Annotated in this window: 8 protein-coding genes; 1 reads left to right on the forward strand and 7 read right to left on the reverse strand. The window is 72.5% G+C overall.

Annotation, left to right across the window (positions count from 1 at the left end; all coding sequences use genetic code 11):
* Window positions 1-83: 83 nt before the first annotated feature.
* The 4 genes from ACH4RC_RS24155 to ACH4RC_RS24170 form a co-directional block, all read right to left on the reverse strand.
* Window positions 84-938 (reverse strand): glycoside hydrolase domain-containing protein, encoded by an 855-nt coding sequence (locus ACH4RC_RS24155; protein ID WP_398204375.1) that lies wholly within the window; start codon window positions 936-938, stop codon window positions 84-86.
* Between the two features lie 77 nt (window positions 939-1015).
* Complete coding sequence (locus ACH4RC_RS24160) at window positions 1016-2530, reverse strand: protein kinase (RefSeq protein ID WP_398204677.1); 1515 nt, start codon at window positions 2528-2530, stop codon at window positions 1016-1018.
* A gap of 41 nt (window positions 2531-2571) precedes the next feature.
* Window positions 2572-3192, reverse strand: a complete 621-nt coding sequence (locus tag ACH4RC_RS24165) for a hypothetical protein (protein WP_398204377.1) — start codon at window positions 3190-3192, stop codon at window positions 2572-2574.
* 189 nt (window positions 3193-3381) lie between these two features.
* Window positions 3382-5481, reverse strand: coding sequence for an N-6 DNA methylase (locus tag ACH4RC_RS24170; protein ID WP_398204379.1), 2100 nt, complete (start codon window positions 5479-5481; stop codon window positions 3382-3384).
* Window positions 5482-5737: 256 nt separating this feature from the next.
* On the opposite strand from ACH4RC_RS24170, the gene ACH4RC_RS24175 reads away from it, so the two are divergent.
* Window positions 5738-6589, forward strand: coding sequence for a DUF4190 domain-containing protein (locus ACH4RC_RS24175; RefSeq protein ID WP_398204380.1), 852 nt, complete (start codon window positions 5738-5740; stop codon window positions 6587-6589).
* Window positions 6590-6643: 54 nt separating this feature from the next.
* Here the strand turns inward: ACH4RC_RS24175 and ACH4RC_RS24180 are convergent, their stop codons facing one another.
* From ACH4RC_RS24180 to mfd, 3 genes are all read right to left on the reverse strand, one after another.
* Window positions 6644-7426, reverse strand: a complete 783-nt coding sequence (locus tag ACH4RC_RS24180) for an N-acetyltransferase (RefSeq protein WP_398204383.1) — start codon at window positions 7424-7426, stop codon at window positions 6644-6646.
* A gap of 4 nt (window positions 7427-7430) precedes the next feature.
* Entirely contained in the window at window positions 7431-8126 is a 696-nt protein-coding gene (locus tag ACH4RC_RS24185) for an HNH endonuclease family protein (RefSeq protein WP_398204680.1), read from the reverse strand.
* Between the two features lie 257 nt (window positions 8127-8383).
* Window positions 8384-11914 carry a transcription-repair coupling factor gene (mfd, locus tag ACH4RC_RS24190; protein WP_398204385.1) on the reverse strand — a complete coding sequence of 1177 codons (3531 nt, stop codon included), beginning with the start codon at window positions 11912-11914 and terminating at the stop codon, window positions 8384-8386.
* Between the last annotated feature and the right edge of the window lie 11 nt (window positions 11915-11925).

The following is an 11925-nucleotide window of genomic DNA, read 5'->3' on the forward strand; positions in this document are numbered from 1 at the left end:
CCGCTGGCTCGGCCACCTATTCGACAACGATTCGCCGCGAGTTGAGGTACTCGGGTCCGAACGGGTGGTCGGCGCGGGAGGGGTCAGCCGACGATCGCGACCGGCGCGTCCCACGCGTTGCGGTCCACGGTGATCGTGTAACCGCCGCGCTTCTCCTTGCTGTTGACCATGTACTGGTGGCCACGGCTGTGGTTCGTGTACAGCGACTTGGCCCAGGGCCAGTCGGACGTGGTGGTGTTCACCTTGTCCCACTTCGCGTACCAGAGGTTGCCCGGCAGGTCGGTGCGGTCCTTGGCGGTGGCGACGGCGGCGGCGCTGGAGCTGCTGAACCCGTAGTAGCCGGCGCGGTACGTCTTGGCGCGCAGCACCTTGTCGAAGGAGCGCACATAGGTGAGCACGGCCTTGTTGCAGGACGCGTTCTTGATGTCGTAGGGCTCCATGTCGAGGTAGAGCGCGCTGCCCGCCTTCATGCCGAGCGCGGACGCCTTGGCGACGGCGTCCTTGCCGTCGGCGGTGCCGAGCGAGGCCGCGCCGGAGGCGGTCATCTTCTCGTTCCTGGTGCCGGTCTGGCAGGGCGGCTGGGCGCCCACGTAGAGCGGGATGAGCTTCCAGCCCTGCGCGTTGACCGTCTTGACCCAGGACTTGGTCAGGTTGGGCTGGGCGCAGCCGCGGTTCTTTCCGCCGATGTAGACGGCGGCGGCGCCGTAGAAGCCGGTGTGCCAGGCCTTCATGGCGGCGGCGGAGGGCGCGGTGCAGGTGTCGAAGGCGCGGCCGGTGTACGTCTTCTGCGCGGGCCACGTGGTGGCGGCCGAGGCGTTGGTGGCGGCGAACGCGGCGCCCGCGACGACGACCGCTCCGGCGGCGCCCCAGGCCACGTAGCGGTTGCGCTTGGAGAGCCGGTGGCTGCCCGGTCTGGAGCCCTTGGTGCTGCTCGTCATGAGATCCCCACCCCTGTGTGCTGTTCCGGAGCCGATCGCGGCGATCGGCGGCTACGAAAGATAGCCGGTGCCCCGCGTCAGCCCCTGACCTGCCCCAGCCACTGCAGCGTGCGCCGTACCTCCGCCGGGAACGGGTGTCCGGGTCCGTGCAGCCGTTCGGCGTCGTGCAGCAGGCGTACGAGCGTCTCGTGCGCGGCGCCCCGGTCGCCGACGGCGAGGAGGAGCTGGCCGATGCGGCGGCGTACTTCGAGGGCGAGGCGCAGGTCGGTGGTGGCGTACTGGTTCTCGTAGTACGGAAGCAGTGAGCGGTACTCGGCGAGCGCGGCGGCCGGTTCGCCGAGGGCCTCCAGGCACTGGGCCGCCTCGTAGCGGAACTGCAGCGACTGCGGGTCGGCGTGACCGGCCTCGGCGGCGCGCTCGTCGGCGAGGCGGCGCAGCTCGGGCAGGGCGCGGCGGTACTGGCCGTCGTCCATGAGCGTGGCCGCGTACTGCTTGCGCAGGGTGCGCACCACGGGAGAGTGCTCGCCGTGCTGGGCCGCGGCGGCGGGCAGGATCGCGCCGAGGATGTCGACGGCCTGGGTGATGCGGCCCTCGCCGAGGAGGCGCTTGACCTCGTCGACGGCGCGGGCGACGTCGGGGCGCTCGCCCTGGACGTCGGAGCCCGCGGGCTGCGGCGCGGGCGTACGGGCCCGGTCCGGCCAGGGCGCGTGCGGGCGCAGGAACGGGCGGGTCGGGTCGAGCGGATGCCCGGTGGGCACCCCGCGCGGGGGCAGCAGCGGGAGCAGTTCCTCGTACGTCTGCTGCGCGGAGGCGGGCCGGTGCTGGGGGTCCTTGGCGAGGAGGCGCAGGACGAGGTTCTCCAGCGCTTCGGGGACCTCGGGGCGGATCCTGCGGACCGGGACCGGCGCCTCGTACAGGTGGCGGTGGAGGATGCCGAGGGCGGTGGTGCCCGCGAAGGGGACGTCGCCGCTGAGGAGTTCGAAGAGGAGCACGCCGAGCGCGTAGAGGTCGGTGTACGGGCCGACGGCGCCGCCCATCGCCTGCTCGGGCGCCATGTAAGCCGGGGTGCCGATGGGTGAGCCGGTGTGGGTGAGGCGGGTGGTGTCGCTGTCCATGACGGAGGCGACGCCGAGGTCGAGGACGGTGATCGTGCCGTCCTTCTTCACCATGATGTTGCGGGGTTTGAGGTCCCTGTGGACGATCGGCACCGCGTGCACGGCGGAGAGCACGGCGCACAGCTGGGCGGCGACCGAGACGGCCCAGGGCCACGGGTACGGGTCGTGCTCGGCGAGGTGGTCGCCGAGGTCCGAGCCGTCGATGTACTGCATGACGAGGTACAGGAACGAGGAGGCTTCCTCGCCCTCCGTGCCCGCGTCGTGCACGGTGACCAGGCCCGGGTGGTCGACCTGGGCGGTGACCCGGCACTCGCGCAGGAAGCGGCGGCGCAGCTCGTCGGCCTCGGCGCCCGCGACGCGGTCGGGGCGCAGGAGTTTGACGGCGACGCGGCGGTCCAGGCGCTTGTCGTACGCCGTCCAGACCTGGCCCATGCCGCCCTGGCCGATGAGCGTGGAGAGTTCGTAGCGCCCGGCGATGACGTGGCCGCCGCTCGCCGCGGCGGCGGGTGGCGGGAAGGTCACCGGCCGCCGTCCTCCCGCTTGCGCAGGTAGTCGCTCAGCTCGTCCAGCTCGGCGCGGACCTGGTCGATGCGGTGCGGCGGCGGGGGCGGGGTCTGGTTCTGCGGCGCGGGGGCCGACGGCGCCGGCGGGACGGGGGCGGGCGCCGGGTTCGCGGCCTGGGTGGGCATGGCGTGCATCGGCCGCGTGGGCGGCTGGGGCTGCGCGTAGGGCTGAGGCTGGTGCTGAGGCTGGTGCTGCGGGTAGCCGTAGCCGACCGTGGTGGCCGTCGGCGGGTACGGGTGCGCGTGCGGATGCGGCAGCTGGGAGCGGCGTATGTCGAACACCAGGAAGTGCGCGGCGCTCGCGGCGGCGATGATCAGGACCGCGGCGAGCGCCACGTCGGTGCGGTGGTCCCCCTCCGGCAGCGAGCCGACGACGGCGAGGAGCGCGAGGGTGACGGGCAGCGCCGTCCAGGCGAGCACCCAGTCGAGCGCCTTTCCGCGCAGCACCGCGATCCGGAACAGCGGCACGCACGAGAGCAGGCCGCAGCTGATGACCGACAGCACGGGGAACAGGACCCGGAGGGTGATGACCGTGCCCTCGTTGCGCGAGGGCGGCGCCGCGCCGGGCCCGTACATGTCTGCTCCTGCTGGTCTGTTGCCGCTGCGAACCGCACGCTAGGAACCGCGTGCTGCTCCGAGCGTATAGGCCGACAGGGACAACAGGCCCCGGGATGGGCCCACTCCGGTTCTCCTCGTTGGTTCCGGTTCGATCACACCGTTCATTCCGGTTCGATCACACCGTTCATTCAGGTTCGGTCACGCCGTTCATTCCGGTTCGATCACGCCGTCCGTGAGGCCGTCGTGCAGGCCCTGTACGAGTTGCTCGCCCAGGCGGCCCGCGGAGCGCAGCGCGTTCTCGAAGGCGGCGAGCGACTTGAACCGGGCGCCGTACCCGGCCTGTTCGGTCAGGGGCAGGCGGGGCAGCTGGAGGCGGCGCACGTCGAGCCGGGTCGCCGTGGAGGCGTAGCTGCTGGCCTGCCGGTTGTTGGCGGTGCCGCGCAGGAACCCGGCGATGAACCAGGGGTCGAGCGCGGCCGGGTCGGGGCGGAGCAGGGCGAGGCCGCGGCCGAGGGCGGCGCCCGCGGTGGCCTCGTCGACGACGCGGGCGGTGGCCCCGCCGCCGACGACCGGCACGACGACGTCCCCCACTTCCAGGAGGACGGGTTCGCCGTCGACGGCGGCGCCGGTGTGGCTGCCGGAGGGAGCGGACCCGGTGAGCACGTCGTGGTCGGTGAGGACGGGCACGCGCGCGTGGCCGTCGATGTCGCCGCCCAGGGTGACGGTGGTGGCCGAGCGGAGCGTGAGCGCGCCCGCGCGCGCGAGTTCGCCGATCGTGGTCTGCGGCCAGCGCGCGGGTGACGCGGCCGGGGTCGCGTCCTTCGGGGTGAGGTCGGTGGTCAGGCGCAGGGTGTCGGTGAGCTGCTCGCGCACGGCGGACAGCTCGGCGGCGCCGCCGCCCGCGGCCTGCGGCGGGAGGCGGCGGGCGGGCGCGAGGTCGACCTCGTCGTCGAGGAGTTCGATGACGGGCACCGAGCGGGCGAGTTCGGGCCGTTCGGCGAGGGAGCCGGCCCGGTCGAAGGCGCGCCAGGCGTCGAGCACGGCGTCCCGTACGGCGGCCCAGCCCTGCTTCTCGCGTACGTCACCGGCGGCGGTCAGGGAGGTCGTGTCGACGAGGAGCAGTTCGGGGGCGGCGAGCGGCTGCGCGGCGGGCCTGCGCAGGACCCACAGGTGCAGCGGGATGTTGTTCGGCGGGACGGCTCCGGCGGGCAGGGCGATGACCGCGCGCAGGGCGCCGCGCCGCAGCAGGTCGGCGCGGATGCGGCGGCCCGAGCGGCGGGAGGCGACGGCGGGGGGCATCAGGAGCACGGCGGTGCCGCCGTCCTTGAGGCGTGCCAGGGCGTGCTGCACCCAGGCGAGTTCGGACTCGGTGCGGGCCGGGAAGCCGTACTCCCAGCGCGGGTCGTAGGCGAGTTCGTCGTGGCCCCAGCCGCGCTCGTTGAACGGCGGGTGGGCGAGCACGACGTCGGCGCGTACGTCGCTCAGGGCGTCGCCGCGCAGGGTGTCGGCGGCGGCGGTGCGGATGGCCGGGGTGCCTCCTTGCCCGTCCTGTCCGTCGAGGGCGAGGCGCAGCGCGGTCAGGGCGGCGAGTTCGGCGGTTGAGTCCTGGCCGTAGAGGCGCTGTCCGGGGCGGGTGTCCAGGGCGCGTACGGCGTGCAGCAGTGCGCCGGTGCCGCAGGCCGGGTCGAGCGCGGTCTTCGCGGGTCCGGCGAGGGCGGCCATCAGCTCGGCGGGGCCCGGCGGGGTCAAGGTGTACTGGCGGGGGTTGGCGTCGAGGTGGCGGCCGAGCAGGAAGGCGAAGGTGCGGCGGGCCCCGAGGTCGGCGGCGAGCTCGCCGACGCCGCGCAGCAGGGACACGGACGGCAGCAGAGCCGCGGGGTCCGCAGTGGGCAGGGCGCGCTGGGTGGTGTGGCCGAAGCGCGGGGTGAGCACGCCTTCGAGGGCCGGGGACAGCAGCTCGGCGAGGGTGTGGTCGTCGTCCGTCTTGGCCAGCGCCAGCCATTCGGTGGGCCGGTCGTGCACGAGCAGCAGGACGCTTCCGGCGTGCAGGAGGGCGGTGACCGGGCCGGCCGGGTGCCCTGCGAGCTGCTGCCAGACGCGCTCGCGCAGCGGGACCTCGGCGAGCTTGCCCTGGGCGCGCAGCCAGTCCTCGATCTCGGCGAGCGCGAAGGAGGGGCTTGTCTCGGTGCCGCCGACGGGTCTGGGGAAGTCGGCGTGGCGGCGCCGCCAGTTGCTGACGGCGGCCCGGCCCACGCCCGCGAGGCGGGCGATCCCGGCGGCTGTCACCTCTGTCGCGTTCTCCTGCACCGCTTCGTCTCCCCTCGTGGCGGTCGGTGTGCGCGCCTGGCACGTATGAGTCCGCCTGGCATGTGTACGCCTGGCGGCGTGTGTGCACAGCTGACCATACCGACTGTCGCGTAAGAGGCCCGTTCACACGTGTAGGGACCCGAACGGCGTGAACACGGTTGACTCGGTTCACAGGCTGTGGTGTCCTTGACCCAGCCAACCGCCGGACACACGGAAAGCCGGGGGGAGGTTGGCGTCTCTCATCACGGAGGAACCCATGTCCCAGACCCAGCAGCACCCGCAGTACCCGCCGTTCCAGCCGCCGCAGCAGCAGCCGCAGGTCGCGCGCAACGGGCTGGGCACGGCGGCGCTGATCCTCGGCGTCATCGGCGCGCTGTCCGGAATCATTCCGATCCTGTTCTGGCTGGCCGGCATCCTCGGCGTGATCGCCCTGATCCTGGGCCTGACGGGCCGCGGCCGGGCCAAGCGCGGCGAGGCGACGAACAAGGGCGTGGCGCTGACCGGCGTGGTCCTCGCGCTGGTCTCCCTGGGCCTCGCGGTCTTCGGCGCGGTCACAACGTTCAAGGCGGTCGACGACGCGGTGGACGAGATCAACAAGTCGGTCCAGGACACGAAGGCCAAGGACACGAAGACGTCCGACGACGCCAAGGACACGGGCGACGCCAAGGACACGGGGGACTCCGGCGCCGCGGCGGACGAGAAGAAGCCCGACCCCGACAAGGCCCTCGAGGCAGGCGACGCCATCATCTACGAGGACGACCTGACGGTGACGGTCTCCAACCCGGTGGCCTACAACCCGGACGAGTTCGCGGCGGGCCACACCAAGGGCAACCACGCCTACAAGGTGACCGTCACGGTCACCAACGACAGCAAGGCCAAGTTCGACTCGGCCCTGCTCAGCACCACCGCGCGGGCCGGCAAGGACGGCGTCGAGGCCGAGCAGATCTTCGACGACAAGGTCGGCACCGGCTTCGAGGGCACGATCCTGCCCGGCAAGAAGGCCACGGTCGTCTACGGCTTCGACGCCCCGGCCGCCGCGAAGAACCTGACGGTCGAGGTCACGCCGAGCTTCGAGTACAACGCCACGCAGTGGGACCTGAAGCTGTAGGAACCGGTCGCCCGAGGGGGGAGATGACCGGCCTGCACCCGCGGCACGCGCTGTTCACAGCGCGTGCCGCACCCACACGTTCGGCTCCACGTACGAGGCGTGGTCATGGGCCGGCTCGCACCGCACCGGCACCAGGGCGCCCGGCACCTCCACCGGCCCCGCCGCGTCGAAGGCGAGACCGGTCCACGCACGCCACTGCGCGAGCGACCCGGACACGGCCATCGAGGCTGGGGCGACCTTGTCGATGACGGCGCCCGCGCGGACGTGCACCCGCAGCCACGGATCGCTCGGCAGCCCGTCCGCCTCCCGCACCCGGTACGCGTACTCGCTCATCGGCACGGCCGGCTCCAGGTGCTTCGCGCTGGGCCGCACGGGGGCGACGACCTCACGGAAGCCCCGCCCGCGCGCGTTGTCCCGCATGGCGGCGAGCATCAGCCCGGACAGCCCCCTGCCCTGCATCGCGGGCACGACCGTGATCTCGACGGCGCTGACCGTGTCCGGCGCCCGGCCGCTCGCCAGGTCGGCGAACGCCCACTGCAGCACCTGGTCCCAGCCCCGGTCCGGCAACTCCCCGCGCTCCTCGGCGTACAGCGCGAACGGCACGCTGAAGCCCCGGGCGACGACCTCCCCGTCGGCGTCGGTGGCGACGAGCACGTACTCGGGCAGCTCGTCACGAATGCGCGGCATGAGCAGCACGGCGGCCGGATCCCGCACGGCGAAGACCGGCCAGTTGTCCGGCATCGCCCACAGGGCGGCGGCCAGTTCGGGCCGCTCGGCGAGCGTGGTGATCCTCAGCGATGGCGCGGACCGGGACGAGGGGCCGGGCGGGGTGCTCATGCCCTCATCGTGCATGGAACCGGGACGGCGCCGCAGTCGGATTTCCGCCCGTCGGCAGCTTCTGCTCCGGGCACGTGCCGAGCACCTTCTTCATGGCGTCCCGCTCGGCGGCGGTCACCCACACCCCGTACTTCTTCTTCACGGCGACCTGCCCGGCCACGTACGCGCACCGGAAGCCCTTCTTCGGCGGCAGCCAGGTCGCCGTGTCACCGTCGCCCTTGCTGCGGTTGGGGGTGGCGTCGACGGCGAGCAGGTTCAGCGGGTCGTTGGCGAACGCGATGCGCTTGCTCGGCTCCCACTGGAAGGCGCCCTTCTGCCAGGCGTCGGAGAGGGCCACGAGGTGGTCGATGTCGACCTTGCTGCGCCCGCGCGTGTAGGTGATGTCCCTGCCTCCGTACGGATCGGGCGCGAGCCGCCCGGAGACGACCTTGCACTTCCCGTCCGAGTAGCGAACCGACTCCAGGTCGCGCTTGAGGATGTCGTCACGGGTGCCGCAGCCGTTGGAGTCGGTGTCGGCCCACGCGGTGCCGAACCGTTCCCTCGCATAGCCGGTCTTGGGCGCGCGCCCCTTGACCGCGAGCTGGTCGACGGCGGCGAGCGCGCTGCCCGCCTTGCCCTGCCCCTGGCCCTGCGGCTCGGGCCCCGCCCCACCGGCCCGGTCCACCTCGGCCTTGCACCCGGTGACGGCGACGACGGCCATCAGCACGGCGGCCGCCCCCTGCCCAGCGCCTCGCAGCACGGCACTACCTCCCCTTTTGTTCGCGTACGGCCCGCTCACCGTACCCGAGCAAGATCACGCGGCGCCGGGACAGGGCCGGGGAATCGGATACCCCAAACGGGCCCGGCGACGCCGCGCGTTCGGCCCGGCAGGCGCCGAGGCAGGCGCCGAGGCAGGCGCCGAGGCAGGCGCTACGGCCAGCGGTACGGCCAGTGCTTCGGCAAGCGCTACGGCAGACGCTACGACCCCAGGATCGACGTGAGGAACTCGCCCGCCCAGGCGAGGAGTTCGCGGCCCATCAACGGCTTGCCGCCCACCTTCGCCGTCTTCGGACGCGGTACGAGGACCTGGTGCGTGGCCGCCTTGATCACCGTGCCGGGGTAGAGCCGCTTGAGGCGCAGCTCCTGCGACTCCCGCAACTCCACCGGGGCGAAACGGATGTTGTTGCCCTGGAGGACGATCTCGCCGACGCCGCACGCGCGCGCGAGCATGCGCAGGCCCGCGACGAGGAGCAGGTTCTCGACCGGCTCGGGCAGCTTGCCGTAGCGGTCGGTCAGCTCCTCGCGCACCGCCTTGACGTCCTCCTCCGTGTTGGCGGAGGCGATGGCGCGGTAGGCCTGGAGGCGCAGGCGCTCGCCGGGCGCGTAGTCGTGCGGGACGTGCGCGTCGACCGGCAGCTCGATCTTGACCTCGAGGGGCGGCTCCTCCTCCACGCCACCCTCCAACGAGGCGCGGTAGTCGGCCACGGCCTCGCCGACCATCCGTACGTACAGGTCGAACCCGACGCCCGCGATGTGCCCGGACTGTTCGCCGCCGAGGAGGTTTCCGGCTCCCCGGATCTCCAGGTCCTTCATCGCCACGTACATGCCCGCGCCCATCTCCGTGTGCTGGGCGATGGTCGCGAGCCGCTCGTGCGCGGTCTCGGTCAGCGGCTTCTCCGGCGGGTAGAGGAAGTAGGCGTAGCCGCGCTCGCGGCCACGGCCGACGCGTCCGCGCAGCTGGTGCAGTTGCGAGAGGCCGAAGTTGTCGCCGCGCTCGACGATGAGCGTGTTGGCGTTGGAGATGTCGATGCCGGACTCGACGATCGTCGTCGAGACGAGGACGTCGTACCGCTTCTCCCAGAAGTCCACCACGACCTGTTCGAGGGCCTGCTCGGACATCTGGCCGTGGGCCGTCGCGATCCGGGCCTCGGGGACGATCGCGCGCAGCCGGGCCGCCGCGCGGTCGATGGACTCGACGCGGTTGTGGATGTAGAAGACCTGGCCCTCGCGCAGCAGCTCGCGCCGGACGGCGGCGCCGATCTGCTTCTCCTCGTACGGGCCGACGAAGGTGAGGACCGGGTGGCGCTCCTCGGGCGGCGTGGTGATCGTCGACATCTCACGGATGCCCGTCACGGCCATTTCGAGCGTACGGGGAATGGGCGTGGCCGACATGGTCAGCACATCCACATTGGCGCGGAGCTTCTTCAGCTGCTCCTTGTGCTCGACGCCGAAGCGCTGCTCCTCGTCGACGATGACCAGGCCCAGGTCCTTGAACTTGGTCTCGGAGGAGAAGAGTCGGTGCGTGCCGATGACGATGTCGACCGAGCCGTCCCGCAGCCCTTCGAGCGTCGCCTTCGACTCGGTCTCCGTCTGGAAGCGGCTGAGCGCCTTCACGCTGACCGGGAACTGGGCGTAGCGCTCGGAGAACGTGCCGAAGTGCTGCTGCACGAGGAGCGTCGTCGGGACGAGGACCGCGACCTGCTTGCCGTCCTGGACCGCCTTGAACGCGGCGCGCACCGCGATCTCCGTCTTGCCGTAACCGACGTCGCCGCAGATCAGCCGGTCCATCGGGACCGTCTTCTCCATGTCCTCCTTGACCTCGGCGATCGTGGTGAGCTGGTCGGGCGTCTCGATGTACGGGAACGCGTCCTCCAGCTCGCGCTGCCACGGCGTGTCCGCGCCGAAGGCGTGACCGGGGGCGGCCATGCGCGCGCTGTAGAGCTTGATCAGGTCGGCGGCGATCTCCTTGACGGCCTTCTTGGCGCGCGCCTTCGTCTTCGTCCAGTCGGCGCCGCCGAGCCGGTGCAGCGTGGGGGCCTCGCCGCCCACGTACTTGGTGATCTGCTCCAGCTGGTCGGTGGGGATGTAGAGGCGGTCGCCGGGCTGGCCGCGCTTGGCGGGCGCGTACTCGACGACGAGGTACTCGCGGGTCGCGCCCTGGACCGTGCGCTGCACCATCTCGATGTAGCGGCCGACACCGTGCTGCTCGTGGACGATGTAGTCGCCGGATTCGAGGGTGAGCGGGTCGATGGTCTTGCGGCGCCGGGCGGGCATCCGCTGACCGTCCTTGCCGGCGGTGCGCTGGCCGGTCAGGTCGGTCTCGGTGAGGACGGCGAGCTTCAGCTCGGGGTGGACGAAGCCGACTTCCAGGCAGCCGCAGCTGACCTGCACGACGGACGGGGCGAGCTGGTCCAGCTCCTTGTCGAGGCGGGCCGCGATGCCCTCGCCGCCGAGCACCTCGACCGTACGGGCGGCGGGGCCGTGCCCCTCGGTGACGTAGACGGTGCGCCAGCCGTCGGCCAGCCAGCCCTTGGTGTCCGCCAGCGCCTTCGCGGTGTCGCCGCGGTAGGTGTCGGGGGCGTGCATGCCCAGCTTGAGGGTGTCCGCGTCCAGGTCCAGATCGGCGGCGAACGGCGACACCGACCACCACATCATGCCCAGCTCGCGCGCCCGCTCCCGGACGTCCGCGATGCCCCACAGCGAGGCCGCGCCCACGTCGATCGGGGCCTCGCCGCCGGTCGCCGACGCCGCCCAGGACGCCTGGAGGAACTCCTGCGAGGTGGCGACGAGGTCGGCGGCGCGGGTGCGCACCCGCTCGGGGTCGCAGACCAGGGTCATCGCGCCCTCGGGGAGGACGTCGAGGAGCAGCTCCATGTCGTCGACGAGGACGGGCGCGAGGGATTCCATGCCCTCGACGGCGATGCCCTCGGCGATCTTTCCGAGCAGTTCGCCCAGCTCCGGGTGGAGTTCGGCGAGGTCGGCGGCCCTGGCGCGTACGTCGTCGGTGAGCAGCAGCTCGCGACAGGGCGGAGCCCAAAGGCCGTGCTCGGCGATCTCCAGCGAGCGCTGGTCGGCGACCTTGAAGTACCGGATCTCCTCGACGTCGTCGCCCCAGAACTCGACGCGCAGCGGGTGTTCCTCGGTCGGCGGGAACACGTCGAGGATGCCGCCGCGGACCGCGAACTCGCCGCGTTTCTCGACGAGTTCGACCCGGGCGTACGCGGCCGCGGCGAGGGCTTCGACGACCTCGCCCAGGTCGGCGCTCTGCCCGCTGCGCAGGGCGACGGGCTCCAGGTCACCGAGCCCCTTGACCTGCGGCTGGAGCACGGAGCGGACGGGCGCGACGACCACTGACACCGGGCCGGTCTCGGGGTCGTCGGGGCGCGGGTGCGCGAGGCGGCGCAGTACGGCGAGGCGGCGGCCCACGGTGTCGGAGCGCGGGGAGAGGCGTTCGTGCGGCAGCGTCTCCCAGGACGGGAACTCCGCGACCTCGTCCTCGGGGAGCAGTGAGCGCAGCGCGGCGGCCAGGTCCTCGGCCTCGCGCCCGGTGGCGGTGACGGCGAGGACGGTCCGCTTCGTCTCGCGGGCGAGTGCGGCCACGGCGAAGGGGCGGGACGCGGGCGGGCCCACGAGGTCGATGTGCATCCGGTTGCCGTCGCCGGCGGCCTTCACCGCTTCGGTGAGGGCCGCGTCCTTGACGACGGCGTCGAGCAGTCCGTACAGGCTCATGGGTGGGGCTT

Origin of the sequence: Streptomyces sp. NPDC016845, from assembly GCF_044332585.1 — a bacterium.
GTDB lineage: Bacteria > Actinomycetota > Actinomycetes > Streptomycetales > Streptomycetaceae > Streptomyces.

Excerpts from the sequence above, each read along its gene's own strand:
- ACH4RC_RS24175 (WP_398204380.1), top strand. The coding sequence starts at position 5,738 with ATGTCCCAGACCCAGCAGCACCCGCAGTACCCGCCGTTCCAGCCGCCG.
- ACH4RC_RS24155 (WP_398204375.1), bottom strand. The coding sequence starts at position 938 with ATGACGAGCAGCACCAAGGGCTCCAGACCGGGCAGCCACCGGCTCTCC.
- ACH4RC_RS24185 (WP_398204680.1), bottom strand. The coding sequence starts at position 8,126 with ATGGCCGTCGTCGCCGTCACCGGGTGCAAGGCCGAGGTGGACCGGGCC.
- ACH4RC_RS24165 (WP_398204377.1), bottom strand. The coding sequence starts at position 3,192 with ATGTACGGGCCCGGCGCGGCGCCGCCCTCGCGCAACGAGGGCACGGTC.
- ACH4RC_RS24180 (WP_398204383.1), bottom strand. The coding sequence starts at position 7,426 with ATGAGCACCCCGCCCGGCCCCTCGTCCCGGTCCGCGCCATCGCTGAGG.
- mfd (WP_398204385.1), bottom strand. The coding sequence starts at position 11,914 with ATGAGCCTGTACGGACTGCTCGACGCCGTCGTCAAGGACGCGGCCCTC.